Below are 26,409 nucleotides of genomic sequence, written 5' to 3'. Positions count from 1 at the left end.
CTCAGGTGGCCCAGATGCGCGGAGAACTCGCGGGCAGCTGCCACAGCTCGGCGCGCCATGCCTGCCACACCTGCCGCAGCAGCTGCATCGCGGGCTCGACCACCGGCGCGAGCACGCGCAGCACGACGATCTCGGCATGTGGGCTCGTTGCGCCCGCGTTCTCTTGCAGGCCATGCGCATCGATGGCCGTGCGTGCGAGGGCAAGCAGCGCCTCGCGCCGCGCCTTGGTGGACGGCGTGCCCGCCACGAAGAACAGCGAGGCGATGCAGCGGTGCCCGCCGAAGCCCAGCGGGCTTTGCAGCAGCCGGTGGTCCGCCGCATCGATGCGGCCGCGCTCGAGCCAGACGCCGGGCACTTCGATGTGCTGCAGATAGGTGCCGCGCTCGAAGGGCTGGTTGGCATTCGGCAAGCCGAGGGCGGTCACGTCCCAGCCGATCATCTCGGCACCGGGTTCGGCCTCGATGGTGAGCCGATTCTCGGCCTGGCATCCGCTGTAGCAGATGGCCTCCAGCGGCAGCCATTCGAGCCGCGCGCCCCTGGCGAGCCGGATGCGCGTGCGCTGCAGCGCCAGTTCGCCTTCGGAGCGGTAGAAGCGCGACGCGCCGGGCGTGGTGATGAGGCCGTGGCTTCCGTCCGCCGCCTCGATGTCGATGTCCAGCGTGTCGCCGCCCACCAGTCCGCCCGGTGGATGCACCAGCACGTTGTGGCAGATCGCATCGCCCTCCGGATACAGGCTTTGCAGAATGCGCAACGGCCCGTCGTGCCGAAAGCGCGCAACGCTGCGCCCGGTTTCGTGCCGGTAATCGAGATGGAGACGTGCGTGCCAGGACATCCAACGAGTCTATTCGCCCCCGCGCGCTCTCTTTCCTGTGGACCTAGCTACTCCACGCTCCGTGGTGGGCGGCGCTGGCTTCGTCCAACAATGCGGGCCCGATGCATTCGATCGGATGCGGAGAGGCGCGGAACACGTCGCGGCACGACAGTTCCGCATCGCGCTGGTCCTGCCGCTCGCCGCGGAATACGCGCAGCCGTTCGGCATCGATGCCGTACACCACGCGGCCGATGTTCGACCAGAAGATGGCGCCCGCGCACATCACGCAGGGCTCGCCCGATGCATAAATGGTGGCGCCGGCGAGCTCCTCGCGCGTGAGGCCGCGCCCCGCGAGCGCGCGCAGGGCGTTCACTTCCGCGTGCGCGGTGCAGTCGCCGGTCTCGGCGTTGCTGTTGCCCGCTTCGGCCAGCACTTCACCGTCGGCCGAGACGATGACCGATCCGAAGGGCCGGTTGCCGCGGCGGCGCGCCGCATGCGACCAGACGATGGCCTTGCGCAGGTAGCGCTCGTCGCGTTCGTCGAGCGTGGTTTCTTCGGGGAGTTCGGTGTGGCTGCCAGCGGGACTCATGTCTTGAATCATGTCTTGGGGAGGGTTCTTTCGCTGCGCAATGGCAGCATCGACGTATTGAAGATGGCGTCGGACGCGGGCTTGACCTTGAGGCCGAATACGTCGACGACCTCGTCGACCTGCTGCTCGAGCGTGAGCTTCTTGATGTCGCCCAGACCGTGGCTGCGCGTGTCGACGGCGCCCACATATTGCGCCGTGACGCCCCAGCGTTCAAGCTCCATCTTTTCGTCGAGGATGGGTTCGCGCTGGCGCATGGCCGCAATGCTGGGCGCGGGGTTGGCAAAGGTCTCGACGATGGCGCGGTTGGTGGCGCGCAGAAAGGCCGCAACCAGCCTGGGGTTCTGCGCGATCAGGTTGCTGCTCGCGAGAATGGCGTTGCCATACAGGTTGACGCCGGCATCCGCATACTTGAGCACCGACAGCTCCTCGGGCTTCATGCGCGCAAAGAGCGAAACCGCGGAGTCGTGAAAGTAAGTGGCGGCATCCACGTCGCCGCGCACCATCACGTTGTCGCGCGCGCTGAAGTCGGTGGTCTGCCACTGGAAGGCGTCGCTGCGCATGCCCTGCTTGCGCGCCACCATCGGCCAGGCGCGGCGGGTCGATTCGACGGCCGCGGCCGCCACCTTCTTGCCCGCCAGGCTCTTGAAATCGTTCGTCACGCCGCGGTCCTTGCGGCCGATGATCACGAAGGGCGCGCGGTTGTAGTACTGGTACACGGCCTGGACCATCGGGGTGCCGGGGTTCTGCGCATTGAACTCCACCAGCGAGCTGATGTCGCCCAGGCCCATCTGGTAGACGCCGCTCGCAATGCGCGTGATCGACGCGACCGAGCCGGCGCCGGTGTCGATGGTCACGTCGAGCCCCTCGTCCCTGTAGTAGCCCTTGCTTTGCGCCAGAAAGAACGGCGCGGTCTGCCCGTTGATGCGGAAGTCGAGCGTGAACTTGAGCGGGGTCAGCTTGCCTCCCCCCTGGGCGAACACGGCAGGGGCGGCGAGAGGGAGCAGGGTGGCGGCGCTGCCGCCAAGAAAAAGTCGACGTTGCATGTGGAGCCTCGGAATCATTGTGAGTCTTGAATCCCCCGCACAAGGCGGAGGCACTTCAAGAGCAATTTCCGGGCGAGCGCACAACGGTGGTGCGTGCGCTGCTGAACGCTTCTACTCTTGCGCGAGTTCATGCACGACCCATGCCAAGCTGCATGCCACGGTCTTTTGCCCGGGCATTGCGATCAGGACGTGGAGAGGGCTTGGAAGATGGGCCGGCCCGCGCCACAATGCGGGCGCGCAATTTGCAAGGCAAGTGGCGCAGAGTAGAAGCGTTCAGCCCCAGCGGCAGGAAATTGCTCTTTCAAGTTCGTTCGTACCCACGCGCAACAGAAGGAGTCCACGCATGCTCGTCACCCAACAACCCGTCTTCCGCAAGTTCTGGCATGCCGTCATGCCACTCACCGAACTCGCCAACGGCCCGAAGCCTTTCAGGCTGCTGGGCGAAGACATCGTTCTCTTCATCGACGCCGCCGGCCAGCCGGCCGCCTTGCGCGACCGCTGCTGCCATCGCACCGCCAAGCTTTCGAAAGGCTGGTGCGTCGATGCCGAAGGCCAGGCCTGCGGGCAGGGCGCCATCCAGTGCGGCTATCACGGCTGGACCTACGACCGCAGCGGGCAGGTGATCCGCATTCCGCAGTACGAGGCCGACCGCAAGATCTCGCCGGAGTACCGCACCACCGCCTACCGCTGCACGGCGCGCTACGGCTACGCGTGGGTGGCACTCGAAGAACCCATTGCCGACATTCCCGCCATTCCGGAGTTCGACGATCCGGGCTACCGCACCATCTTCCAGTTTTATGAAGAGTGGCAGACCAGCCCGATGCGCGCGCTCGAGAACTCTTTCGACAATTCGCACTTCAGCTTTGTGCACCGCGCCACCTTCGGCGTGGCCGCGAGCCCGAAGCCGAGCAAGTACGAACTGGTGGAAAACGAGAGCGGCTTCTACGCCGAGACGGTGATCGAGGCGGTCAATCCGCCCAAGTTTCACGCCATCAGCGGCGTGACCGAACCGATCACCACGCGCCACATGCGCAACGCCTACTTCCTGCCGTTCTCGCGCCGGCTCGACATCGAATATCCGAGCGGCGTGCGCCACATCATCATCAACTGCTTCACGCCCATCGACGACGGCCGCATGCAGCTGTGCCAATGGCTGTTCCGCAACGACACCGAGGCCGACTGCACCGCGCAGATGCTGATCGACTTCGACGAAGCGGTGACGCGCGAGGACAAGGACATCCTCGAATCGACCGACCCCGATGCGCTGGTCGACACGCGCCGGCGGGGTGTCGAGTATTCGATGGAATCGGACCGGCCCGGCATGCTGATCCGCAAGCACCTGATGCAGCTACTTGCGAAGCACGGCGAGGCGGAGGTCTACCGCGGCATGAACAGCGGGGCGATTCCGATTGCAAAAGCCGCCTGAGCGGCCGCCGCATCAAGCGTGCGCCGTTGCCGGGTTCGGGCGCGCTGCGCGCGGCGAGCCCTGCGCGTAGCGGTCCATCGCCAATCCGTCGGTGCGGATTTCCGGACGCTGGCCGGTCACGAGGTCGGAGATGAGCTTGCCTGAGCCGCAGGCCATGGTCCAGCCCAGCGTGCCGTGGCCGGTGTTGAGGAACAGGTTCGCATAGCGCGTGGCGCCGACGATGGGCGTGCTGTCGGGCGTCATCGGGCGCAGGCCGGTCCAGAAGGTGGCGCGCGGCAGGTCGCCGCCGGGGAACAGGTCGCTCACCACTTTTTCGAGCGTGGCGCGGCGGTGCGGGTTCAGCCGCAGGTCGAAGCCGCCGAGTTCGGCCATGCCGCCCACGCGAATGCGGTTGTCGAAGCGCGTGACGGCCACCTTGTAGGTTTCGTCGAGCACGGTCGATTGCGGCGCCAGCGATTCGTCGACGAGCGGCACGGTGAGCGAGTAGCCTTTGACGGGGTACACCGGAATGTCGAGGCCCAGCGATGCGATGGCGGCGCGCGAATAGCTGCCGAAGGCCATCACGTAGCGGTCGGCCGTGAGGATCTTGCCGGCGCTGGTGCGCACGCCCGTGATGCGGTCGCCCGCCATCTCCAGGCCTTCGACCGCCTGGCCGAAGCGGAAGTCCACGCCCATGCCGCGTGCGATGTCCGCGAGGCCGCGGGTGAACAGGTGGCAGTCGCCGGTCTCGTCGTTCGGCAGGCGCAGGCCGCCCGTGAGCCGGTCGCGCGCGCCGGCCAGCGCGGGTTCGACGCGCGCAAGCGCATCGCGGTCGAGCAGTTCGTAGGGTACGCCGCATTCCTCGAGCACCGCGATGTCGCGCTGCACCGCATCGAGCTGCGCCTCTGTGCGGAACAGCTGCAGCGTGCCGCCGGTGCGATGCTCGTAGTCGAGGCCGGTTTCCGCGCGCAGCTGCTGCAGGCAGCCGCGGCTGTATTCGGCCACGCGCATCATGCGTTCCTTGTTGACCGCGTAGCGCTCGGGCGAGCAGTTGCGCAGCATGGCCGCCATCCATCGCAGCTGGAACAGCGTGCCGTCTGGCCGGATGGACAGCGGCGCGTGCTTCTGGAACATCCACTTGATGGCCTTGAGCGGAATACCGGGCGCGGCCCATGGCGTCGAGTAGCCCGGCGACACCTGCCCGGCGTTGCCGAAGCTGGTTTCTTCCGCGGGGCCGGCCTGCCGGTCGAGCAGCGTCACGTCGGCGCCGGAGCGCGCGAGGTAGTAGGCCGTCGTGGTGCCGATCACGCCGCCGCCGAGAACGATGACTTTCATGGGTATTTACGCGAATGAAGGTGAATGGATGGAATCTAAAGTGCACAATGCAGTGGATTTCATCGTTTTTATTTGTTCTGCAGTGAAATCCACTGCGAAGAATCGCCTTCATGCCCCGTGCGAAGTGAAATGCCCGAACTCGACCGCATCGACCGCAAGATCCTCGACCTGCTGCAGCGCCAGGGCCGCATTTCAATGACCGAACTCGCGGAGCGCATCGGCCTGTCGGCATCGCCTTGCGCCGAGCGCGTGAAGCGCATGGAGCGCGAAGGCGTCATCAGCGGCTACCACGCGCACGTGTCGCCCGAGGCGCTGGGCAAGACGCTTCTGGTGTTCGTGGAAATCAAGCTGTCGGCCAAGTCGGGCGACGTGTTCGACAAGGTGCGCAAGGAGCTGCTGCACATGCCCGAGGTGCTCGAGTGCCACCTGGTGTCGGGCAGCTTCGACTATCTCGTGAAGGCGCGCCTGCGCGGCATGAGCGAGTACCGGCACCTCTTGGGCGACATCCTCAAGAAGCTGCCCGTGGCGGCCGAATCGCACAGCTACGTGGTGATGGAGGAGATCAAGGAAACGCTGATGCTCGCGGTGGACCGCTGAGCGAGTGGCTTGCGGGCTACGATGGCGCCGCATTCAACACCCCACAAGGACATCGGCATGAGCATCACGGTCCGGCGCGACGGCATCACGGGTACGCGTCACATCCTCAAGATCCGCAACCATGAAATCGCCATCGACGCCTCGCCGGCAGGCGGCGGCAGCGACGCTGGCCCGGAGCCCCACGACCTGTACGATGCCTCGCTGGCCGCCTGCAAGGCGCTCACCGTGCTGCTCTACGCCCGCCGCAAGGGCATGCCGGTGGAAGACATCGAGGTGGTCGTCGACCGCGACGACAGCGAGGAACGCAAGGGCGTCTACCGCCTGAAGTCGAGCCTGCGCGTAACCGGCGAATTGACCGAGGCACAGCGCGATGAACTGCTGCGCGTGGCGGGCAAATGCCCGGTGCACCGGCTCATGACCGAGGTGAAGACCGAGATCGAGACGGGCTGGGCCTGAACGCCTGAAACGGCGCCGGCTTCAGCGCAAGGTGCGGTAGGCGCGCAGGGCGCGAACCAGCGCCCACAGTCCGGCTTCAGCGGGCACGTTCTTCTCGTTGAACGACACGGCCACGTACAGATCGTCCGCCGGCACGTAGGCAACCACAGTGGTGAAGCCATCGATGCCGCCGCTGTGTCCGAGCATCAGGCCCGGACCATCGGGCACGTCGTAGAACTGCACGCCCATGCCGTAGGACGAATTGCCCCCGGTGTAGGGGCCGAGCATCGCGGGCATGCGGGTGAACATGCGGTGCACCGCATCGTCGGGCAGCACCTGGCCTCCGAGCAATGCATGCCAGAAGCGCACGAGGTCGTCTGCGGTCGATGCCAGTGCGCCGGCCGCGTAGGGCGTGGCGTACTGGTCCTGCACATCGACCGCCCGGCCGCTCGCGTGGCCGGTAGCCACCGGCAGTTCGACACCGGGCTGGCGCATCGCGGTGTGCGTGAGCGACAGGGGCCGCAGCAGGCGCCTGGCCAGCACGTCGGCCAGCGGCATGCGTTCCACCTTCTCGATGATCGTGCCCAGCATCGCGTAGCCGGTGTTGGTGTAGCTCCAGTTCGTTCCGGGGCAGAACTGCGGCGGCTGGTCTGTGCCGAGTGCGATGACGTCGGCCGGCGGGCGGTATTTCGTCCCCAGCGACGGCAATGCGTTGAAGCTCACCAGTCCGTTGGTATGCCGCAGCAACTGCTCGATGGTGATGAGCCGCGCGTTGGGTGCATCGGGAAACCAGGTCTCGATGGTGTCCTCCAGCTTCAATCGTTTCTCTTCGACGAGCTGAAGCACCATCGCGGCCACGAAGGTCTTCGTCGTGCTCCCCACCTGGAAGGGCTGGTCCGCGACGGCCCGCGTGGGCGGCTCCTTGCGCGCCAGTCCGCGCGTGGCGGACCAGGAGCCTTCGCCAGGAATGGCGATCGCGGCGCTCGCGGCGGGAACATGGGCGAGCATCTTGTCCAGAGCGCCGCTGAATGCAGCCTGCAGGTCGGGAGGCAGTTCGCCGTCGATGGGGCGCCGGAAGTCCTTCTTCCAGACGACCTCGGGAACCGAGCGCATCGGCGGACCTGCGTAGACGGACGACGGTGTGCACGCCATCTGGGCGTGTGCAAGGCCAAGAGAAAGAGAGAGCGAGGCGGCCAACAGGGCGGCCGCCGGGATTTTCAGCAACGACATTCGGTTCTTTCTGTTTGCACCGCTACTTCGATGCCTCGACCTGCTTGCGCGCGGTTTCCACGCGCCTGGCGTAGCGGTCGCCCCAATCGGCCAGCGGCCCGAGCGCTGCATTGAGCGTTGCGCCCAGTTTCGTCTCCGAGTAAACGACTCGCGGCGGCACTTCGTGGAACGCCTCGCGGTTGACGATGCCGTCGGCCTCCAGCTCGCGCAGCTGCTGGATCAGCATCTTCTCGCTGATGTCGGGCAAAAGCCGTTTCAGCTCGCCGAAGCGGTGCGGCTGCGCGTGCAGCTCCCACAGGATCACCGCCTTCCACTTCCCGCCGATCACTTCGAATGCGGGCCCTATGCCGCAGTTGTAGGGCTTTTTTGCCTTCATCCGCCGTTCCAATACATGCGTTTTGGTAAGTACCACACTTTATGGTAGGTACTTGACCATTGGCAAGTGCAATTCCTACGATGCAGGCCTCGTCACAACCTGCAAGATCTGCATTGGAATCGCCATGAGCAACAAGGAAGTTTCCGTTCTGGGCCTGGGCTCGATGGGCATCGCCATCGCGCGGCTCTATCTCGACCAGGGCTACAAGGTCACGGTGTGGAACCGCACGGCGGAGAAAGCCGATGCGCTGCTCGCGAAGGGTGCGGTGCTGGCGCGCAGCGCAGCCGAAGCGGTGCGCGCCGCCCGGACGGCGGTGATGTGCGTCTACGACTACCGGGCCGCCGATACGATCTTTGCATTGGACGGCGTCGCGGCGGCGATGGACGGCCGCCTGCTGATCCAGCTGACCACCGGCAGCCCCCGTGACGCACTCGCGGCCGAGGCCTGGGCCCATCGGCATGGCGCCGCCTACCTCGAAGGCGCGATCCAGGCCGCGCCGGACCAGATGGGACAGCCCGACACGCCGATCCTCGTGTCGGGCGCGCAAGCCGTTTTCCGCGAAGCAGAGCCGCTCCTGAGGGCGCTGGCCGGCGGTATCGTGTACCTGGGCGAGAAGGCCAGCGCCGCGGCGGCCATGGACCTGGCGACGCTCTCCACTATCTACGGCACGTTGCTCGGGTTCATGCATGGCGCGCGCATTGCCGAGCACGAAGGATTCGCCGTCGCGGAGTACGGCCGCATCGTGGCCGGGATCATGCCGACCTTCGCCGCGTTCCTTCAGCACGAGGGCGCCGTGATCCAGTCCGGCGACTTCGCGGTCTCGCAGAGCCCGATGCGCATCTCGGTCGAGGCGACGCAACGCATCCTGCAGACGGCGCAGGAGGCGGGCATCAACACCGAGTTCCCGGCTTTCGCCGCGGGCCTTTTCAAGCGCGCCGATGCGGCGGGGCTCGGCGGCGAGGAGATCGCGGCGCTGATCAAGCTGCTGCGCTGACACGGCGGGCGACCCGCCCCGGCCCATGCGGCGCAACCTGAAACCTCCGTCGGGGCACGGCCAAAAGGCGTGGTCAGGTCCAATTTGGGGCGACGATTTACACTACCCGGTTAGCCCCGGCGCCGTCTACAGGACACTTTCAACAATGAAGTGGGTCATTCTTGCTATCTTCGCGCTCAGCGCGCTCTACGTTCATTTTCGCGGCCAGGTCCGGCATCGTTTCTTCAGGCAGCTGTCTGATCACTCGACCTTCCTGGCGCCGTTGAACGCCTTCATGTACATCTTCTCGAAGGTGCCGAGCACGCCGTACCTGTCGCCCGCGCAGTTTCCCGAGATGCGCGTGCTCGAGGAAAACTGGCAGGTCATCCGCGAAGAGGCGCTCGCCATGCGCAACGGCGGCAGCATCAAGGCCTCGAGCCAGTTCAACGACGTGGGCTTCAACTCCTTCTTCAAGAGCGGCTGGAAGCGCTTCTACCTGAAGTGGTACGACGAGGCGCATCCCTCGGCGGCCGTGCTGTGCCCGCGCACCACCGAGCTGCTCAAGGGCATCGGCACCATCAAGGCGGCCATGTTCGCCGAGCTGCCGCCGGGCAGCCGCCTCGTGCGCCACCGCGACCCGTTCGCCGGTTCGCTGCGCTACCACCTGGGCCTGTGGACGCCGGGCGTCGAGGGCTGCTACATCGACGTGGACGGCCAGCGCTATCACTGGCGCGACGGCGAGGCCGTGGTGTTCGACGAGACCTACATCCACTATGCCGAGAACACGACCGACCACGACCGCGTGATCCTGTTCTGCGACATCGAGCGCCCGCTGAAGTACCGCTGGGCCAGCGCCGTGAACCGCTGGTTCGCCAAGAACCTGCTCGCCGCCGCCAGTTCGCCCAACGAGGCCGGCGACAAGACGGGCGGCATCAACCGCGCGTTCAAGTACATCTACCAGATCCGCGTCATCGGCAAGCGCCTCAAGGCCTGGGACAAGCGGGCCTACTACCTCGTGAAGTGGTCGATCTTCGGCGGCCTTGCGCTCTGGATCTTCTGGTAAGGCGCAAGCCTGCTGCGCGAACGCGCCTCACCGATGCGGCCGCATGCCAAAGGCCGCAGTGAAAGCTTCAGCCACAGCCTCGACATTGCGGTTGCCGGCGTCCGAGCTGCGCCAGACCAGGGAGAGCTTGCGGACCGGGGCGCGGCTTCCGAGGCTCACCTCTCGCACCGCATAGGCCTCGATCAGCGGCCGCCTGGGTTGGGGAACGACGGAAACCCCCAGGCCCTGGGCGACCATCGCCACGATCGCGTCCATCGAGCGCAGTTCCATGGCGCAGCGTGCATTAGGGATCTGGCTGCGCACGTAGCGCGCGGCCACGCGGCCTCCCGCAAGAGACAGGTCGTAGCCGATCCAGTCATAGGCCTCCAGCAGTTGCGTGGCCGTCTTGCCGGAGGCATTCGGCGGCGCCAGCAGCACATAGGGCTGGCGGTGCAACTCGCGCCAGACGAGCCGGCGCGAACCGCCGGATTCCGGCCGGACAAGCAATGCAAGGTCGAGCCGCGCCGCCTTCAGTTCTGAAATCAGCTCGCCGCTGTCGTTCAGCGGCGGCACCACGATCTCCAGCGACGGATGCCGCTGGCGAAGCGCATGGAGTGCCTGCGGCAGCACGTCGCTCTGCATGCTGGTGATCACACCCACCTTGATGCGGCCCGCCACTTCCACGACCGGACGGAAGCGCAGCATCTGGAGCCTGTGGGAAAAATCGCCCACGGCGTCCACCACCTCGCGGGCAAAGGCCGTGGGTACCACCACGCGGGTGGAGCGATCGAACAGCGGCTTGCCGAAATACTGCTCCAGTTGCTTGACCTGCAGGCTCACCGCGCTCGGACTGCAGCCCACCACGCCGGCCGCCGCGGTGAAGCTGCCTTGTTCGAGGATGGTTTTCAATGTGACGAGCATCGCGAGATTCATGAGAAAACCTCACAGTTGATATTTGTACATATCGCTTTACTCATTCTATGGCGCGCCTAGGATCGATGGCTTCTGCTCCGGCTTCGTCCCGATCCTTTAACCTGCACGACCGACACCCTCACCATGAACGACACCCGACACCACTCTTTCGCACGCGCCAGGTGGCTGGCATGCATGCTGGGGCTCGCGCTCGCCGCGTGGCAGGCGCACGCGGCCGATGCGTGGGTACCCGAGCGCACCATCCACCTGGTCTCGCCGAGCCCGCCGGGCGGCGGCACCGATGCCGTCTGCCGCCTGCTTGCGGCCAAGCTCGGCGAGCAGGCCGGATGGCAGGTCGTCGTCGATACGAAGCCAGGCGCGGGCAACAACATCGGCCTGGATTTCGGCGCGAAATCGCCGCCCGACGGCTACACCGCCGTACTGGGAGAAACCAGCAACCTGACGGTCAATCAGTTTCTCTACAAGAAGCTCAGCTTCGATCCGGTCAAGGATCTCGCGCCGGTAGCGCTGGTGGGCACTGGCGTGTCGGTGCTGGTCGTGCGGGCCGACAGCCCGTTCGACAACCTGGCCTCGTTGCTGGCGGGCTCGAAGAAGAAGCCGCTCGCCTATGCCTCGTCCGGCAATGGAACCGTCGGGCACCTGGTGTCCGAGAACCTGCGCGTTACCGTGGGCGCAGATCTTTTGCACGTGCCCTACAAGGGCGGCGGCCCCGCCATGGCGGACATGCTGGGGGGACAGGTCGACTTCTACGTCTCGTCGCTGGTTTCGGCACTGCCGCTGATCAAGAGCGGCAAGCTGCGGGCGCTCGCGGTGACCTCGGGCACCCGGGACGTGTCGCTGCCCGATGTTCCCACCTTCGTCGAGAGCGGCTTCAAGGGATTCGAGTACTACACCCTCTACGGCGTCGTGGTGCCTGCGAAGACGCCGGCGCACATCGTGCGGACCATGAACAAGGAAATCAATCGCGTGCTCGACACGGCGGAAGTCCGGGCCAACCTGGCGGCGCGCGGCATCTATGTGCGTACCGGCACGCCCGAAAGTTTCGATGCGTTCCTGAACAGCGAGAGAAAAAAGTGGGCAGCGCTCGTGAAGGCCACCGGAGCGACCGCCGAATGACGCAGGCCGCAACAACGATGGCGGACGGGGCGGAACAACCGCCGGTGGACCTTCGCAGCGACACGGTGACGCGGCCCACGCCGCAGATGTACGAGCGCATGGCCTCGGCACCGCTGGGCGACGACGGACTCGACGGCGACCCGACCGCGCAAGAGCTGGAGGCAACGGCCGCGGCCATGCTCGGAAAGGAAGCCGCGCTGTATGCGCCAAGCGCCACGATGGCCAACCTCCTGGCCATCCTCGCGCAAGTCCAACGCCAGGAACTCGTGCTTGCCGAAGCCGCATCGCACATCTACGTGGCCGAGCGGGGCGCCGCGGCGCTGACCGGGGCGTTCTACCAGGACATTGCGGGCGTCGATGGCGCCATGGACCTGGAGCTGCTCCAGGAGGCCCTCGCGCCGGGCCGCAACAAGCTGCGAACCGGCGTGGTGTGCCTGGAGACTTCCCACAACAACGCCGGCGGCGCGGTGCTGCCGCTTGCGCACATGCAGGCCGTGTTCGAGGCGTCCAGGCAAGCGGGGGCCGCCGTCCACCTCGACGGTGCGCGGCTGATGAATGCGGCCGTGGCCCTGGACGTGCCGGCGGAACGTATTGCCGCTTTCGCCGACACCGTTTCGCTCTGCCTGTCCAAAGGCCTGAGTGCGCCCATGGGCGCCGTGCTCGCGGGGCCTGCCGAAACCATCGAACGTGCCCGGTGGCTCAGGAAATTGCTCGGGGGCAGCCAGCGGCAAGTGGGCATTGCCGCGGCGGCAGGGCTGGTGGCCGTTACCACCATGGCGGAACGGCTTGCACAGGACCACGCCAACGCAAGCCGGCTCGCCGGCGGGACAGCCCGGATTCCAGGCCTCACCGCCAATACGCCCCAGACCAATATCGTGCAGGTCGACGTGAAGGCCACGGGGCTCGATGCCGTTCAATGGGAGGCCGCGCTCAAGAGCCTGGGCGTCTTGGTCCGTCCGTGGAGCAGGCATCGATTGCGCTGCGTCACCCATCGCCACATCGGCGAGCATGAGGTCGATCTTGCCCTGGAGGCTTTCGCCGCGGTTGCCGCATCGGCACCGGCCAGGGCTTGATCCCGACAGGCCTGCTGAAGCGCCGACAATCGGCAGGTGCCTGCCATGCTTCTTTCTGAACAAGACCTTGCTTCTCCGACCGATCTCGCCAGCGCCCAGGCGCTGATCGAGAGCGTCCAGTCGCTTCTCCGGGCCCGAGGCCTTGCCTTGCGCGTGCCGCCGCCCGAGCCCACCACCTGCTGCGGGCGCGGCTGCAACGGCTGCGTGTGGGAAGGCTGGCTGGCGGCCGTGGCCTACTGGCGCGACGAGGCCACGCTGCTGCTGGCCTAGCGTTATCTAACGCGCTTCCCAGAAGCCGCGGTGCGTGGCGATCATTTCTTCCGCCACTTCGGCTACAGGGCCGATCACTTCGATCTTCTTCTGCCCGCGCGCGAACACCTCGCGGCAGGGCAGGCTGAGCGTGGGGTTCTCGGGGTGGTCGCCCGTGAGCGCGAGCAGCGCGCTTTCCTCGGCGCCGTAGACGATGCGGCCGATGTGGGCCCAGTAGCTGGTTCCCGCACACATCGCGCAAGGCTCGAAAGTCGTGACCAGCGTGCATTGCCACAGGTAGTCGGCCGGCCAGTTCTGCGCGGCATGGCGCGCCAGCGTGGCTTCGGCGTGATTCACCGTGTCGATGTTTCCCTGCTCGGCGAGTATGGTTTCGCCGTCGGGCGCAACGAGCACGGCGCCGAAGGGGTGCCGGCCCATTGCCATGGCGCGGCGGGCGACCTCGTCGGCGCGCCGCAGCGCGCGGATGATCTGGTCGCGTGTCATTCGCAGCGCATCACTGGTTTTGCGAGCCGCGGTGCGCCCAGCCGGTCGTGTGCTTTTCGATCACGCTGAAGAGTTCGTACATCAGCATGGCCATGGCGCCGACCACCATCAGGCCCGCGAAGGCCAGGCCCATCTGCATGGCCGAACCGGCCGAGATCAGCAGGTAGCCGATGCCTTCGTTGGCAGCGGTCATCTCGCTCACCGTGGTGCCGACGAACGCCAGCGTGATCGCGACCTTCAGCGAGCCGAAGAAGTAGGGCATGGAGCGCGGCAGGCCGATCTTCATGAGCACGTCCCAGCGCTTGGCGCCGAGCACGCGCAGCACGTCTTCCAGCTCGGGCTCCAGGGTGGCAAGGCCGGTCGCGATGTTGACCATGATCGGGAAGAAGCTGATCAGGAAGGCCGTGAGAATCGCCGGGCCCACGCCGATGCCGAACCACACCACGAGGATGGGCACGAAGGCCGCCTTGGGCAGTGCATTGAACGCAGTCATCAGCGGATAGATCGCCGCATACGCGATGCGCGAACTGCCGATCACGAAGCCCAGCAGTACGCCCACCACGATCGCGAGGCCGAAGCCCGCCATCGTGACCCAGAAGGTGCGCCACGCATGGCCTGCGATGATTTCCTTGAACTCCCAGAACTGGTTCCAGATGCGCAGCGGGCTCGGAAAGATGAAGTCCGACACGCCGAAGCCCGCGCAGATCACCTGCCACAGCAGGATGACTGCGATGAGCAGCAGCCAGGGCGACCAGCGTTCGAGTTGCTTGGTGTTCTTCATGGCGCGCCTTCAGTGAGACACGGCGGCAGCGGCGGTTTGCGCCGCGCTGATGCCCGTGTTGCGGATGGCGCCGATGTGACCGCGCAGCTCCAGCACGATGTCGGTGAACTCCTTGGTGTAGGTCAGTTCCAGCTCGCGCGGACGCGGCAGCTCAATCTCGCGCTTGACCACGAAGCGGCCCGGGCTCTTGCTCATCACGTACACCGTGTCGGCCAGGAACACCGATTCGCGCAGGTCGTGCGTCACCAGGATCACGTTGAACTGCTGCTCGGTCCAGAGGTCGCGCAGGATGCACCAGAGTTCCTCGCGCGTGAAGGCGTCGAGCGCGCCGAAGGGCTCGTCGAGCAGCAGCATCTTGGGTTCGTGGATGAGCGCGCGGCAAATGCTTGCGCGCTGCTGCATGCCGCCCGAGAGCTGCCACGGAAACTTGTCTTCGTAGCCCGCGAGGCCGACTTTCTGCAGCAGCTTGCGCGCGCGCTCGACGTATTCCTTGCGTTTGGCCTTGAAGTTCGAGCGGTAGGGCTCGACGATTTCAAGAGGCAGCAGCACGTTGTCGACCGTGGTGCGCCACGGCAGCAGCGAAGGCGCCTGGAAGGCCATGCCCGAGATCTTGAGCGGCCCGGTCACGGGCTGGCCGTCGATGCGGATCTTGCCCATAGAAGGCATCTTGAGGCCCGTGGTGAGCTTCATGAAGGTCGACTTGCCGCAGCCCGAGGGACCGACGATGGCAATGAACTCGCCGCGCTTGACCTTCAGGTCGATGGCCTCGACCGCGAAGTGGTTGGCGCGCAGCAGCTCTTCGTTGTAGGCGAGCCAGACGTCCTGGAAATCGACGAAAGGAGCAGCGTCCGCGCTCGATGCGTCCGCCATCACTTGCGCAGCACGCCGTTGAGTTCGGCCGCCGGCGGCAGCAGCGCAGCGGTCCACACGGCGTCGGGGCTCACGCGCGTCTTGGTGTTGAACGCGTCCGATACCTGCGAGGCCATCAGCGACATGCGGCCCGCGTTCACCGCACCGAAGCCTTCGCTGCGCGCGTCTGGGCTGTTGATCACGGTGTCGATGGCCAGCTGCAGGCGGCGGGTTTCGAGCTTGCTGTCGATGATGCCGTCGCGCGCCTTCACCGATTCGATGGCCACCGCCGGGTTGGCGATGACTTCCTTCGCGCCCTTGGCAAAGGCCGAGAGGAATTTCTTCACCGCCTCGGGGTTCTCCTTGATGAGCTTGGGCGACGCGATGATCACGTTGCCGTAGAGCTTCACGCCGTAGTCGGGGTAGGGCAGCACGACGATGTCGGCCGCCTTGGCGCCGCGCGCCTCCAGGTTCAGGAGCGAGGTGAAGGTGAAGCCGGTGATCGCGTCGATGTCGCCGCGGATCAGCATGGTTTCGCGCAGCGTCGGGTCCATGGCGGTCCAGTTGACGGCGCCGATGTTGTTGGCCTTGGCGAAGATCGGGAACGCGCGGCGGCCCGCGTCGAACACCGGGGCGCCGAGCTTTTTGCCGGCCAGGTCGGCCGGCTTGGCGATGCCGCTCTTCTTGAGCGCCATGACCGAGGCCGGCGTGTTGTTGTAGACCATCATCACCGCGACCGGCTTGTTCGGGCTGTCGGGGTTGTTGGCGTGGAATTCCATCAGCGCCGCCAGGTCGGCAAAGCCCATGTCGTAGGCGCCCGAGGCCACGCGCGTGACCGTGCCGCCCGAGCCATTGCCCGCGTCGATGGTGACGTCGAGGCCCGCGGCCTTGAAGTAGCCCTTGGCGGCGGGGTGCAGGAACAGCGCGGCCGGTCCTTCGAAGCGCCAGTCGAGCTGGAACTTGATCGGCGTCGTGGTCTGGGCAAAGGCCGGGGAAAGGCCGAAGCTGAGGGCCGAGGCGGCGAGGAAGGACTGGAGAAGTTGGCGCTTGTTCATGCGGGATCCGTAGAGGTGAATGCTTCAGCATTCAAGCAAAAACGGTGCCCGCACGCGATTGGTGCGAACCCTTCCGCGGAACTGTCGCGGTGCGCAACCGGGGCAATGGCGCACCCTCCTTGGGAGTTCTTGCGGATTTCAGCCGGAACCGGCCCGGGGCTTGAACCAGCATGGGGCGCAAGCGCGCATGCCGGCCCCCGGGGGACCCTGGCTCAGAGCGCCGCGCCGATCTTTCGCAGTTCGGCGATCTGCGGCGCCTTGGGCAGCCAGATCTTGTCGAATTCCGCAATGATCGGCGCAGGGTTGTAGCCGGCGTCGCTCTTGATGGTGATGCCGCTGGCCTTGAACTTGTCGACCAAGCCGAGTTCGGTGGTCACGATGTCCCTGATCTGCGCGTCGAGTGACTGCTTCACCAGGTCGGTGACGAGCGACTTGTCCTTGGCGTCGAGCGTCTGCCAGATGCGGCCCGACACCAGCGGCGCGAAGGGCATGAACAGCGCGTTCATCGGCAGCATCGTCTTGGCCACGCGGTCGAAGCGCTGGTTCCACGAGAACTCGATGTCCGCCTCGAGCCCGTCGACCTGGCCGTTGGACATGGCGTCGAAAACGCCGGGGGTCGGAATCGGCGTGGGTGCGGCGCCCAGCAGCTGGTAGAAGTCGCGGTACACCGGCGTCGGGTTGATGCGCAGCTTCATGCCCTTGAGGTCGGTGGGCGTCGAGATGGGCTTGGTCGCAAACACCACGCGCATGCCCGTGATGCCCCAGCCCAGCCCGATGGTGCCGGTTTCGCGCGGCAGCACGTCGAGCAGCTTCAGCGCGGCGGGTGTGCGGACCAGCGAGGCCACGTTGGTGGTCGAGCGCACGAGATACGGCGCGTTGATGGCCGCCACGCTGGACACGCGCGAGCCGAGTTCGGCCGCCTGGATCCAGCCCATGTCCAGAGCGCCGGACTGCAGCTGCTGCATCATGGCCGACTCGTTGCCCAGCTGACCCGAATGGAACACGGTGGCGCTCAGGCGGCCGTCGGTCGCCTTCTTCAGCGCCTCGCCAAAGCCCAGTGCGGCGCGGTTCCACGAGTGGCCGGCCGGCGTGATGAGGCCGAGCCGGAATTCCTTGGCGGCCGCTGCGCGCGACACGGTGGTGAAGAGGGCGGACGACGCGGCGGCGGTTCCGGCGGCGGCCTGGACGACGAATTTGCGGCGGGAAAGGGACATGCGAGGCTCCGGTTGAGTGAAGGGGAAGGACGAGAGGCGGGGACTTACTTGATGAGCGCGAGCGACAGGCTCGGGTACAGCGACAGCAGCACCAGCGCCGCGCAGCAGATCAGGAAGAACGGCAAGGTGACGATGAACATCTTTCCGGGCTTGGCGCCGGTCACGGCGGAAGCCACGAAGAAGCTCAGGCCCACGGGCGGCGTCATCAGCCCCAGCACGAGGTTGATCACCACCACCACGCCGAAGTGGCGCGGGTCGATGCCGTAGATCTCGGTGGCAATGGGCAGCAGGATGGGCACCGTCATGATCAGCCCCGGAATGCCGTCGATCACCGTTCCGATCACCAGCAGGATCAGGTTCACCAGCAGCAGGAATGCGATCGGGTCCTTCGCCACGGTCTGGATCCATGCGGCCGTGGCCTGCGGCACCTTGCCGTAGATCAGGAGCCACGAGAACACCGCGGCGGCCGCCACCAGGAACAGCACCACGGCCGAGTAGATCGCCGACTTCAGCAGGATCTGCGGAATCATCCCGAAGCGGAATTCCTTGGTGACGTAGCGGCCCACCAGCACCGCGGCCACCGCGCCCACGGCGGCGGCTTCGGTGGGGTTGGCAAAGCCGCCCAGAATCGAGCCGACGATGACGATGGGAATCAGCAGCGTGGGGCAGGTCGTGAGCATCGTGTAGAGCCGCTGCCTGATGGTCCGCTTCGCGGTGCGCGGGTAGTCGTAGATGAACCCCATGCACGCGATCACGATGAAGAACAGCACCGTGAGAATCACGCCCGGAATGATGCCGGCAATGAGCATGTCGCCCACCGCCACCTGCGCCAGCACGCTGTACACCACGAACATCACCGAGGGCGGAATGATCGGCCCCAGCATGCCGCCGTACACCGTGATGCCGGCCGCGAAGGTCTTGTCGTAGCCCTGCTTCTCCATCTCGGGCACCATGATCTGGCTCATGATCGCCACCTGCGCGGTGGCCGATCCGATGATCGACGACACCAGCATGTTGGCCAGGATGTTCACGTAGGCGAGGCCGCCCTTCACCGAGCCGATGAAGGCCAGCGCGAGGTCGACCAGCCGCTTCGTGATGCCGCCTCCGTTCATGACTTCGCCGATCAGGATAAACAGCGGAATCGCGATGAGGCTGTAGCTGTCGACGCCGCCGAACATCTGCACCGGAAACGACTGGAACAGCACCGTGTCGCCCGACTCGAGGATGTAGACGATGCCCGCAAGGCACAGGCAGGCGCCGATCGGCACGCCCACCAGCATGATCAATAGAAAGAATGCGGAAGTCAGCATGTCAGTTCACCGCGTCTGCGTTGGTCACGTGGAACTCGGTGTGCGTGCGCCGGGGCTGCAGGCCCAGGTCTTCGACGAGATTGGCCAGCGCATGCAGGCTGAGCGTGGCCGAAAAAATCGGCAGGATGAGCTGGATGGCCCAGGTCGGCCAGTTCAGCGTCTGCGTGCGCTCGGTATAGAGAAAGTTGAATGACTCGGCGGCGTATTCCTTGGCATCGAAGCCCCAGCGCACGATGCCCACCGGGTCCATGTAGAGCCAGCACATCGCCAGCAGCGCAAGGCCCAGCAGCAGCACGCCGCCGGAGGCGCCGGCCTTGGCGATGCGCGCGGCTTTTTCGCCCAGCTTGTCGGTGAGCAGCGTCACCGCAAAGTCGAGCCGCAGCCGTGTCATCGCAGAGGCGCCGATGAAGGTGAGCCACACCACGCAGTACACCGAGGCCTCGTCGACCCAGTAGAGCGGCACGCCGCCGTAGCGCGTGACCACGTTCAGCAGCACCAGCACGATGAGCAGGCCCATCAGGCCCGAGAGAAGGCGGCGCTCGCAGCCAAGGACGAAGTCCGACGCGTCGAGCACGCGGCGGGAGAAGCCCCCGCGTTCCAAGGTGTGTTCTTCCATGGTGAGAAGAGAATCGCGCCTTCAGGCAACCGACTGGTACTGCACAGGCCGCGTGGCCAGCGCCTTCTTCACGATCGCCTGCACGGCCGCGCGCTCCTCGCCCACCAGCGGCAGCCGCGGGCGGCGCATGTGCTCGCTGCCCACGCCCACCAGCACGTCGATCAGCTTCAGGTTCTGCACCAGCTTGTTCGATACATCCAGGTGCAGCATCGGCGTCATCCACTGGTACAGCGCCAGCGCCTCGGCGAACTGGCCCGCCTTCATCAGGTCGTACAGCGCCACGGTTTCCCGCGGGAACGCGCAGCCCACCCCGGCCAACAGGCCATCCGCGCCCAGCGCCAGCCCTTCGTACGCCAGGTCGTCCACCCCCAGGAACAGCTGGTAGCGGGTCCCCACCGTGTTGCGCAGGTCCGTGATGCGGCGGATGTCGCCCGTGCTCTCCTTGATCGCCGCGATCCATTCGCAGTCCGCCAGCTCCAGCATGTGCTCGGGCTTCAGGTCCACCCGGTAGGCCACCGGGTTGTTGTAGACCATGACCGGCTTCTGGGCCGCATGGGCGATGGTGCGCACATTCAGCATAGCCTCGCGCGCATCGGCCACGTAGATCACCGAGGGCATCACCATGAAGCCCGCCACCCCCAGCTTGTTGGCCCCGTCCACATAGCGCAGCGCTTCGCGGGTGCTGGTTTCCGACACATTCGCCAGCACCGGGATGCGGCCGTCGGCCGCTTCCAGCGCGATCTGGGCCACCTGGAGCTTTTCCTCCAGCGTCAGCGTGCTCGCCTCGCCCAGCGAGCCGCAGGTCACCAGGCCGTGGATGCCGTTGCGGATCTGGAAGTCGATGTGGCGCGCGGTGCCCTCGGCATCGATGCTTTCGTCGGCGTGGAACTTGGTGGTGATGGCGGGGAAGATGCCTTGCCAGCGGGGATGGGTCATGGGTTGCTTCCGGAATCGGAGAGGGTGGATGGAGAGCCCAAAGGGGGTCGTTGCTTCTGTAAATATATTAATAAGATATTTAAAATATCTGCTCAGGGTATTAGCAGATTGCATGCCAGCCCAAAAAATGATGGACAGGCGGAAAACGGCTTCAGCGGCGGCTGCGGCGCTCCCGGCGCGCCCTTCTGGCGCGTGCGGGCGCCGCATCGAGGCACGGCGTGCACCTGATCGGCCCGCAATGAAAAACGCCCCGCTGCGTTGCGCAGCGGGGCGTTCGGGCGAAGAGAAGAAAGCGGGGAGCGCCTACTTCAGCGCCGTGGTCGCATTTGCCACAGCCAGCGCCGTCATGTTGACCACGCGCCGCACCGTCGACGACGGCGTGAGCACGTGCGCCGAGCCCGCGGCGCCCAGCAGGATGGGGCCGACCGTGATGCCGTTGGCACCGGTCATCTTCAGCACGTTGTAGAGGATGTGGGCCGAGTCGAGGTTCGGGCACACCAGCAGGTTGGCCTCGCCCGTGAGGGTGCTTTCGGGCAGCGCGGTGCGGCGCACTTCTTCCGACAGCGCCGCATCGCCGTGCATTTCGCCGTCGCATTCGATGTCGGGCGCCATCTGCGCGAACAGGTCGCGCGCCATCCGCATCTTGCGCGCCGAGCCGCGGCTCGAGGTGCCGTAGTTCGAGTGCGAGAGAAAAGCCACCTTCGGCGGCAGGCCGAAGCGGCGCACCTCTTCGGCCGCCATCAGCGCAATGCTCGCCAGCAGCTCGGCGCTCGGGTCTTCGTTCACGTTGGTGTCGGTGATGAAGACCGTGCGCTTTTCGAGCGTGAGCGCGTTCAGCGTGGCAAAGCCCGGCGCGCCGCGCTTCAGGCCGATGAGGTTGCGGATGTGCTCCAGGTGCACGTCGAAGCGCCCGACCAGGCCGCAGATCATGGCGTCGGCATCGCCCAGGTGCATCATCAGCGCCGCGATGGTGGTGTTGGAGCGGCGCACCATGGTCTTGGCGGCCTCCGGCGTCACGCCGCGGCGGCCCATGATCTTGTGGAAGCTCTCCCAGTAGATGCGAAAGCGCGGATCGTCCTCGGGGTTGACGATCTCGAAGTCGGTGCCCGCGCGGATGTGCAGCCCCGCCTTCTGGATGCGTGCCTCGATCACGGCGGGGCGTCCCACCAGGATGGGCTGGGCCAGGCCCTCGTCGATGGCCCATTGCGCGGCGCGCAGCACGCGCTCGTCCTCGCCCTCGGCGTAGGCCACGCGCTTGGAGGCGGCGATCTTGGCGGCGCCGAACACCGGCCGCATGAACATGCTGGTCTGGTAGACGAAGCGCGTCAGGTGCTGGCGGTAGGCATCCATGTCCTCGATGGGCCGTGCGGCCACGCCGGAGGCGGCGGCGGCCTTGGCCACGGCCGGCGCGATGCGCAGGATGAGCCGCGAATCGAAGGGCTTGGGAATGATGTAGTCGGGCCCGAAGGACAGCTCCTGGCCCGCATAGGCCGTGGCCACCTCTTCGCTGATGTCGGCCTTGGTGAGCTCGGCGATCTCGCGCACGCAGGCCAGCTTCATTTCTTCCGTGATCTTGCTGGCGCCGCAGTCGAGCGCCCCGCGGAAGATGTACGGGAAGCACAGCACGTTGTTGACCTGGTTCGGGTAGTCCGAACGGCCGGTGGCAATGATGCAGTCGGGCCGCACGGCCTTGGCGAGCTCGGGGCGGATTTCAGGCTCGGGGTTGGCCAGCGCCAGGATGATCGGCTGGCCGGCCATGGTTTTCACCATGTCGGCGCTCATCACGCCGGGCGCGGAGCAGCCCAGGAACACATCGGCGTCCTTGACCACGTCGGCCAGGGTGCGGGCGCCGGTGTCTTTCTGGGCGTAGCGCGCCTTGGATTCGTCGAAGCCGCCCGCGCGGCCCATGTAGATCAGGCCCTTGGAGTCGCAGGCGTAGATGTTGGCGGGCTTGACGCCCAGGCCCACCATCACGTCCAGGCAGGCAATGGCGGCCGCGCCGGCGCCCGAGACGGCGACTTTCACCTCATCGATCTTCTTGCCGACCAGTTCCAGGCCGTTGATGAGCGCCGCGGCCGAGATGATGGCCGTGCCGTGCTGGTCGTCGTGGAACACCGGGATGTTCATGCGCTCGCGCAGCTTCTTCTCGATGTAGAAGCACTCGGGCGCCTTGATGTCCTCGAGGTTGATGCCGCCCAGCGTGGGCTCCAGCGCCGCGATGATGTCGACCAGCTTGTCGGGGTCGTTTTCGGCCAGTTCGATGTCGAACACGTCGATGCCGGCAAATTTCTTGAACAGGCAGCCCTTGCCTTCCATCACCGGCTTGGCGGCCAGCGGGCCGATGTTGCCCAGGCCCAGCACCGCCGTGCCGTTGGTGACCACGCCCACCAGGTTGCCGCGGGCGGTGAAGTCGGCGGCCAGCGACGGATCGGCCGCGATGTCCAGGCAGGGGTAGGCCACGCCCGGCGAATAGGCCAGCGACAGGTCGCGCTGGTTCAGCAAGGGCTTGGTCGGCGTGATCGAGATCTTGCCCTTGACGGGCGAGCGGTGGTATTCGCGCGCTGCTTCGCGAAGAGCTTCTTCTGCGGGCGAGAGAGGTGCAGCCATGAAAAGTCTCCTTGTTTCTGACGGGCAATGAGGCTACCGCAAAAGCGGGGCCTGCTCAGAGAGGGGGAATGCCGAAAGCGCCTGAATCCATAGCTTGGATGGAACGCCACGCCGGTTCGCTAAACTCCGAAAGTGTTAACCAAGGTGAACCAAGGTTAAACAAGGCAATGCAAGGCTCCGCAGCCAGCGGGCCGGCCATCGTCAACCCAAACACACAAAGACAACGGAGGGGTAGCGCATGACACCCGGAGCTTTCACCACCACCGACCCCGACGTCGTGGTCATCGGCGGCGGGCCTTCGGGCTCCACCGTGGCCGCGCTGCTGGCGGACAAGGGGCACGACGTGGTGCTGATCGAGAAGGCGCAGCACCCGCGCTTTCACATCGGCGAGTCGCTCTTGCCCATGAACATGCCGCTGTTCGACCGGCTGGGCGTCCGCACCGAGGTCGAGGCCATCGGCCTGCGCAAGCACGGTGCGGAGTTTGTCTCGCCCTGGCACGACCACAGCAGCCACTTTCACTTCGCCGAGGCGATGGACAAGAGCTTTCCGTACGCCGTGCACGTGCGCCGCTCGGAATTCGACGAACTGCTGTTCCGCCATGCCGGCAAGCGCGGCGCGCGCACTTTCGAGGGACAGCGCGTCACCGGCGTCGACATGGACGCCGGCAAGGGCAGCCCCCACAACCGCCCGCTGGTGAAGGTGAAGGCCGACGACGGCACCGAAACCAGCTGGCGCCCGCGCTTCGTGATCGACGCGAGCGGGCGCGACACGCTGCTGTCGAACCAGTTCGATGCCAAGCAGCGCAACCGCAAGCATGCGAGCGCGGCGCTCTATGGCCACTTTGCCAATGCCGAGCGCAGGCCCGGCCGCTTCGAGGGCAACATCACGCTGTTCTGGTTCGACCACGGCTGGTTCTGGTACATCCCGCTGAAGGACGGCACCGTGAGCGTCGGCGCGGTGGCCTCGCCGGCCTACTTCAAGCGCCGCAAGGGCTCGCTCGAAGAGTTCTTGATGGAAACCATTGCGCTCGCGCCCAAGCTGGCCGAACGCCTGAAGAACGCCACGCTGATGGAAGGCGCCACCTCCACCGGCAACTACGCCTACGACAGCAAGTTCTGCCGCGGCGACCGCTTCATGATGGTGGGCGACGCCTATGCCTTCGTCGACCCGATGTTTTCGTCGGGCGTGTACCTGGCGATGAACAGCGGCTTCGAGGCGGCCACGGCGGCCGACCACTGGCTCAAGGGCGAGGCGAAGGAGGCCGAGCGCGCCTTCCGCCACTACGAGAAGGTGATGAAGCACGGACCGAAGATGTTCTCGTGGTTCATCTACCGCATCACCTCGCCGGCCATCCGCCGGCTGTTCATGGCGCCGCGCAACATCTGGCGCATGCAGGAGGCGCTCTTGTCCATCCTGGCCGGCGACCTGTTCCGCAACACGCCCATCGGCCCGCGCTTCTGGGGCTTCAAGGTGACCTACTACGCCTCGTGCCTCGGCATCCTGCCGCAGGCCGTGAAGACCTGGGCGTGGCGCCGACGCAACCTCAAAGAGTCCCTGGAGGCGGCAAAGACCTGAGCCGGAGGCTCAGTCTGGCGCGACGGTGTGCTGGGCGAGCGCTTCGAGCGCGCGCACCAGCGCGGAATGGTCCTGCTGGCCATGGCCCAGCGCCGCGCAGGCGTTCATGAGCTGCGCCGCGCCGGCCGTCTGCGGCAGGGCCACGCCCAGCGCCCGGGCGCTCTGCAGCGCCAGGTTCAGGTCCTTCTGGTGCAGCGAGATGCGGAAGCCCGGCGCGAAGGTGCGCTTGATCATGCGCTCGCCGTGCACCTCGAGGATGCGCGAACTCGCGAAACCGCCCATCAGCGCCTGGCGCACCTTGGCCGGATCGGCGCCCGCCTTGGAGGCGAACAGCAGCGCCTCGCCCACCGCCGCGATGTTCAGCGCCACGATGATCTGGTTGGCCACCTTGCAGACCTGGCCGTCGCCCACGTTGCCGACCAGCGTGACATTCTTGCCCATCCTCTCGAGCAGCGGCCGCACCTGGCCGAAGGTTCCTTCGTCGCCGCCGCACATGATGGTGAGGCTCGCGGCCTTGGCGCCCACTTCGCCGCCCGAGACCGGCGCGTCGATGTAGCCGCAGCCGAGCGCGATGATGCGCTTGGCAAAACCCTTGGTGGCAATCGGATCGATGGAGCTGCAGTCGACCACGATCTTGCCGCGCGAGTCCTTCAGGCCTTCGGCCACGCCCTGCGTGCCCGGCTCGCCGAACAGCACCTTTTCCACGTCGGGCGTGTCCGGCACCATGATGAAGATGATGTCGGCCTGGCGTGCCACCTCGGCCGCCGAGGCGCAGATGGTCGCCTTCGAGATGAAGGGCTCGGGCGTGTTGCCCTGGGTATTCACGAAAAGCTGGTGCCCCGCGTCGAGCAGGTGGCCCGCCATGGGCGCGCCCATGATGCCGAGGCCGATGAATCCGATTTTTTGCGATTGCGACATGTCTTCAGTTTCCTTGGATGCTGTTGTCTTCTTCGTTCACTTCTGCTGCGTCAGGGCCTGCCGCCAACCCAGACCGTCGACGGTGTCGCTGCGCGGCTTGTATTCGCAGCCGATCCAGCCGTCGTAGCCGATCGAATCGATGTGCCTGAAGAGCCACGGGTAGTTGATCTCGCCCGTGCCCGGTTCCCCGCGCCCGGGGTTGTCGGCCAGTTGGATGTGGCCGATGCGCGCGAGGTTCTTCGACAGCGTGTTGCCGAGCTCGCCTTCCATGCGCTGCGCGTGATAGATGTCGTACTGCACCCGCAGGTTGGAAGACCCCACCTCGTCGATCAGCGCCAGTGCCTGGTCGGTACGCGTGAGGAAGAAGCCCGGAATGTCGAAGGTGTTGATCGGCTCGATCAAGAGCCGCAGGCCGGCCGCTTCGAGTTCACTGGCGGCCAGGCGCAGGTTCTCGACCACCGTCTTGTGCGCGGCCTCGGTGCCCACGCCGGCCGGCACCTTGCCGACCAGGCAGTTGAGCTGCGGGCAGCCCAGCGCGGTGGCGTAGTCGATGGCCATCGCGATGCCTTCGTGGAACTCGCCGGTGCGGTCCGGATGGCAGGCGATGCCGCGCTCGCCCTTGTCCCAGTCGCCGGCCGGCAGGTTGTGCAGCACCTGCTGCAGGCCGTTGGCGCGCAGGGCCGCGGCGAGTTCCTTCTTCTCGAAGGGGTAGGGGAACAGGTATTCCACCGCCTCGAAACCGGCCTTGGCGGCGGCCTCGAAGCGTTGCATGAACGGCAGCTCGGTGAAGAGCATCGTGAGGTTGGCTGCAAACTTGGGCATGGTGCGTGTCTCCG

General features: G+C 66.1%; 27 protein-coding genes. 9 read left to right on the top strand and 18 right to left on the bottom strand.

What is annotated here, in order from left to right:
* Position 1: 1 nt before the first annotated feature.
* From ACJ7Z0_RS10490 to ACJ7Z0_RS10480, 3 genes are read right to left on the bottom strand one after another with little or no spacing between them, the layout of a single operon-like run.
* Positions 2 to 832 carry an urease accessory protein UreD gene (locus ACJ7Z0_RS10490; RefSeq protein WP_434789813.1) on the bottom strand — a complete coding sequence of 277 codons (831 nt, stop codon included), beginning with the start codon at positions 830 to 832 and terminating at the stop codon, positions 2 to 4.
* Between the two features lie 43 nt (positions 833 to 875).
* Positions 876 to 1,400: a nucleoside deaminase gene (locus ACJ7Z0_RS10485; protein WP_434789812.1), complete on the bottom strand. Its 525-nt coding sequence runs from the start codon at positions 1,398 to 1,400 to the stop codon at positions 876 to 878.
* 8 nt (positions 1,401 to 1,408) lie between these two features.
* On the bottom strand, positions 1,409 to 2,443 hold the full coding sequence (locus ACJ7Z0_RS10480) for an ABC transporter substrate-binding protein (protein ID WP_434789811.1): 1,035 nt from the start codon (positions 2,441 to 2,443) through the stop codon (positions 1,409 to 1,411).
* Between the two features lie 343 nt (positions 2,444 to 2,786).
* On the opposite strand from ACJ7Z0_RS10480, the gene ACJ7Z0_RS10475 reads away from it, so the two are divergent.
* Positions 2,787 to 3,869: an aromatic ring-hydroxylating dioxygenase subunit alpha gene (locus ACJ7Z0_RS10475; protein WP_434789810.1), complete on the top strand. Its 1,083-nt coding sequence runs from the start codon at positions 2,787 to 2,789 to the stop codon at positions 3,867 to 3,869.
* 12 nt (positions 3,870 to 3,881) lie between these two features.
* On the opposite strand, the gene ACJ7Z0_RS10470 is transcribed toward ACJ7Z0_RS10475, so the two are convergent.
* Entirely contained in the window at positions 3,882 to 5,183 is a 1,302-nt protein-coding gene (locus tag ACJ7Z0_RS10470; RefSeq protein ID WP_434789809.1) for a D-amino acid dehydrogenase, read from the bottom strand.
* A 129-nt stretch (positions 5,184 to 5,312) separates the two neighbouring features.
* Between ACJ7Z0_RS10470 and ACJ7Z0_RS10465 the strand changes: the two genes are divergently transcribed.
* Both ACJ7Z0_RS10465 and ACJ7Z0_RS10460 read left to right on the top strand, forming a co-directional pair.
* On the top strand, positions 5,313 to 5,780 hold the full coding sequence (locus ACJ7Z0_RS10465) for an Lrp/AsnC ligand binding domain-containing protein (RefSeq protein WP_093015244.1): 468 nt from the start codon (positions 5,313 to 5,315) through the stop codon (positions 5,778 to 5,780).
* Between the two features lie 57 nt (positions 5,781 to 5,837).
* Complete coding sequence (locus tag ACJ7Z0_RS10460) at positions 5,838 to 6,236, top strand: OsmC family protein (protein ID WP_431128629.1); 399 nt, start codon at positions 5,838 to 5,840, stop codon at positions 6,234 to 6,236.
* 21 nt (positions 6,237 to 6,257) lie between these two features.
* Here the strand turns inward: ACJ7Z0_RS10460 and ACJ7Z0_RS10455 are convergent, their stop codons facing one another.
* Both ACJ7Z0_RS10455 and ACJ7Z0_RS10450 read right to left on the bottom strand, forming a co-directional pair.
* Positions 6,258 to 7,445 carry a serine hydrolase domain-containing protein gene (locus ACJ7Z0_RS10455; protein ID WP_434789808.1) on the bottom strand — a complete coding sequence of 396 codons (1,188 nt, stop codon included), beginning with the start codon at positions 7,443 to 7,445 and terminating at the stop codon, positions 6,258 to 6,260.
* A 22-nt stretch (positions 7,446 to 7,467) separates the two neighbouring features.
* Positions 7,468 to 7,821 (bottom strand): winged helix-turn-helix transcriptional regulator, encoded by a 354-nt coding sequence (locus ACJ7Z0_RS10450; protein ID WP_434789807.1) that lies wholly within the window; start codon positions 7,819 to 7,821, stop codon positions 7,468 to 7,470.
* A gap of 124 nt (positions 7,822 to 7,945) precedes the next feature.
* Here ACJ7Z0_RS10450 and ACJ7Z0_RS10445 point away from each other — a divergent pair, with 124 nt between their 5' ends.
* Together ACJ7Z0_RS10445 and lpxO are read left to right on the top strand one after the other, a co-directional pair.
* A complete protein-coding gene (locus tag ACJ7Z0_RS10445; RefSeq protein ID WP_434789806.1) occupies positions 7,946 to 8,815 on the top strand; it encodes an NAD(P)-dependent oxidoreductase in 870 nt (289 codons plus the stop codon).
* 145 nt (positions 8,816 to 8,960) lie between these two features.
* Positions 8,961 to 9,857: a lipid A hydroxylase LpxO gene (gene lpxO, locus ACJ7Z0_RS10440; RefSeq protein ID WP_431128638.1), complete on the top strand. Its 897-nt coding sequence runs from the start codon at positions 8,961 to 8,963 to the stop codon at positions 9,855 to 9,857.
* 27 nt (positions 9,858 to 9,884) lie between these two features.
* Here lpxO and ACJ7Z0_RS10435 read toward each other — a convergent pair whose 3' ends face one another.
* Positions 9,885 to 10,769, bottom strand: a complete 885-nt coding sequence (locus ACJ7Z0_RS10435) for a LysR family transcriptional regulator (RefSeq protein WP_434789805.1) — start codon at positions 10,767 to 10,769, stop codon at positions 9,885 to 9,887.
* A 123-nt stretch (positions 10,770 to 10,892) separates the two neighbouring features.
* Here ACJ7Z0_RS10435 and ACJ7Z0_RS10430 point away from each other — a divergent pair, with 123 nt between their 5' ends.
* Genes ACJ7Z0_RS10430 through ACJ7Z0_RS10420 form a run of 3 tightly spaced genes read left to right on the top strand, consistent with a single transcriptional unit; the run spans position 10,893 to position 13,228 of the window.
* Positions 10,893 to 11,885 carry a Bug family tripartite tricarboxylate transporter substrate binding protein gene (locus ACJ7Z0_RS10430; protein ID WP_434789804.1) on the top strand — a complete coding sequence of 331 codons (993 nt, stop codon included), beginning with the start codon at positions 10,893 to 10,895 and terminating at the stop codon, positions 11,883 to 11,885.
* Positions 11,882 to 12,958 carry a threonine aldolase family protein gene (locus ACJ7Z0_RS10425; protein WP_434789803.1) on the top strand — a complete coding sequence of 359 codons (1,077 nt, stop codon included), beginning with the start codon at positions 11,882 to 11,884 and terminating at the stop codon, positions 12,956 to 12,958. The genes ACJ7Z0_RS10430 and ACJ7Z0_RS10425 overlap by 4 nt, the downstream gene beginning before the upstream one ends.
* A 45-nt stretch (positions 12,959 to 13,003) precedes the next feature.
* Positions 13,004 to 13,228: an oxidoreductase-like domain-containing protein gene (locus ACJ7Z0_RS10420; RefSeq protein ID WP_434789802.1), complete on the top strand. Its 225-nt coding sequence runs from the start codon at positions 13,004 to 13,006 to the stop codon at positions 13,226 to 13,228.
* A gap of 6 nt (positions 13,229 to 13,234) precedes the next feature.
* On the opposite strand, the gene ACJ7Z0_RS10415 is transcribed toward ACJ7Z0_RS10420, so the two are convergent.
* From ACJ7Z0_RS10415 to ACJ7Z0_RS10375, 9 genes are all read right to left on the bottom strand, one after another.
* A complete protein-coding gene (locus ACJ7Z0_RS10415; RefSeq protein WP_018905309.1) occupies positions 13,235 to 13,711 on the bottom strand; it encodes a nucleoside deaminase in 477 nt (158 codons plus the stop codon).
* Between the two features lie 10 nt (positions 13,712 to 13,721).
* Positions 13,722 to 14,492, bottom strand: a complete 771-nt coding sequence (locus tag ACJ7Z0_RS10410; protein WP_307580775.1) for an ABC transporter permease — start codon at positions 14,490 to 14,492, stop codon at positions 13,722 to 13,724.
* 9 nt (positions 14,493 to 14,501) lie between these two features.
* Positions 14,502 to 15,362 carry an ABC transporter ATP-binding protein gene (locus ACJ7Z0_RS10405; protein WP_093015272.1) on the bottom strand — a complete coding sequence of 287 codons (861 nt, stop codon included), beginning with the start codon at positions 15,360 to 15,362 and terminating at the stop codon, positions 14,502 to 14,504.
* Positions 15,362 to 16,396, bottom strand: a complete 1,035-nt coding sequence (locus ACJ7Z0_RS10400) for an ABC transporter substrate-binding protein (protein WP_431128648.1) — start codon at positions 16,394 to 16,396, stop codon at positions 15,362 to 15,364. The genes ACJ7Z0_RS10405 and ACJ7Z0_RS10400 overlap by 1 nt, the downstream gene beginning before the upstream one ends.
* Before the next feature lie 212 nt (positions 16,397 to 16,608).
* On the bottom strand, positions 16,609 to 17,610 hold the full coding sequence (locus ACJ7Z0_RS10395; RefSeq protein WP_434789801.1) for a TRAP transporter substrate-binding protein: 1,002 nt from the start codon (positions 17,608 to 17,610) through the stop codon (positions 16,609 to 16,611).
* 44 nt (positions 17,611 to 17,654) lie between these two features.
* Entirely contained in the window at positions 17,655 to 18,920 is a 1,266-nt protein-coding gene (locus ACJ7Z0_RS10390; RefSeq protein WP_434789800.1) for a TRAP transporter large permease, read from the bottom strand.
* A 1-nt stretch (position 18,921) separates the two neighbouring features.
* Positions 18,922 to 19,536, bottom strand: a complete 615-nt coding sequence (locus ACJ7Z0_RS10385) for a TRAP transporter small permease (protein ID WP_434789799.1) — start codon at positions 19,534 to 19,536, stop codon at positions 18,922 to 18,924.
* A 21-nt stretch (positions 19,537 to 19,557) separates the two neighbouring features.
* Positions 19,558 to 20,472: a dihydrodipicolinate synthase family protein gene (locus ACJ7Z0_RS10380; RefSeq protein ID WP_434789798.1), complete on the bottom strand. Its 915-nt coding sequence runs from the start codon at positions 20,470 to 20,472 to the stop codon at positions 19,558 to 19,560.
* 303 nt (positions 20,473 to 20,775) lie between these two features.
* The gene (locus ACJ7Z0_RS10375; protein WP_434789797.1) at positions 20,776 to 23,079 is read right to left on the bottom strand and encodes an NADP-dependent malic enzyme; all 2,304 of its coding nucleotides are present in this window, start codon (positions 23,077 to 23,079) and stop codon (positions 20,776 to 20,778) included.
* A 238-nt stretch (positions 23,080 to 23,317) separates the two neighbouring features.
* Between ACJ7Z0_RS10375 and ACJ7Z0_RS10370 the strand changes: the two genes are divergently transcribed.
* Entirely contained in the window at positions 23,318 to 24,655 is a 1,338-nt protein-coding gene (locus ACJ7Z0_RS10370; RefSeq protein ID WP_434789796.1) for an NAD(P)/FAD-dependent oxidoreductase, read from the top strand.
* A gap of 9 nt (positions 24,656 to 24,664) precedes the next feature.
* Here ACJ7Z0_RS10370 and ACJ7Z0_RS10365 read toward each other — a convergent pair whose 3' ends face one another.
* Both ACJ7Z0_RS10365 and hyi read right to left on the bottom strand, forming a co-directional pair.
* Complete coding sequence (locus tag ACJ7Z0_RS10365; RefSeq protein WP_434789795.1) at positions 24,665 to 25,573, bottom strand: 2-hydroxy-3-oxopropionate reductase; 909 nt, start codon at positions 25,571 to 25,573, stop codon at positions 24,665 to 24,667.
* A 36-nt stretch (positions 25,574 to 25,609) separates the two neighbouring features.
* The gene (hyi, locus tag ACJ7Z0_RS10360) at positions 25,610 to 26,395 is read right to left on the bottom strand and encodes a hydroxypyruvate isomerase (protein WP_434789794.1); all 786 of its coding nucleotides are present in this window, start codon (positions 26,393 to 26,395) and stop codon (positions 25,610 to 25,612) included.
* Positions 26,396 to 26,409: the final 14 nt, after the last annotated feature.

Source organism: Variovorax palleresanus (genome assembly GCF_051144945.1).
GTDB classification, from domain to species: Bacteria; Pseudomonadota; Gammaproteobacteria; order Burkholderiales; family Burkholderiaceae_C; genus Variovorax; species Variovorax paradoxus_S.
Note: the sequence above shows the minus strand (reverse complement) of the source record. Positions and strands in the feature narration are given on the sequence as shown.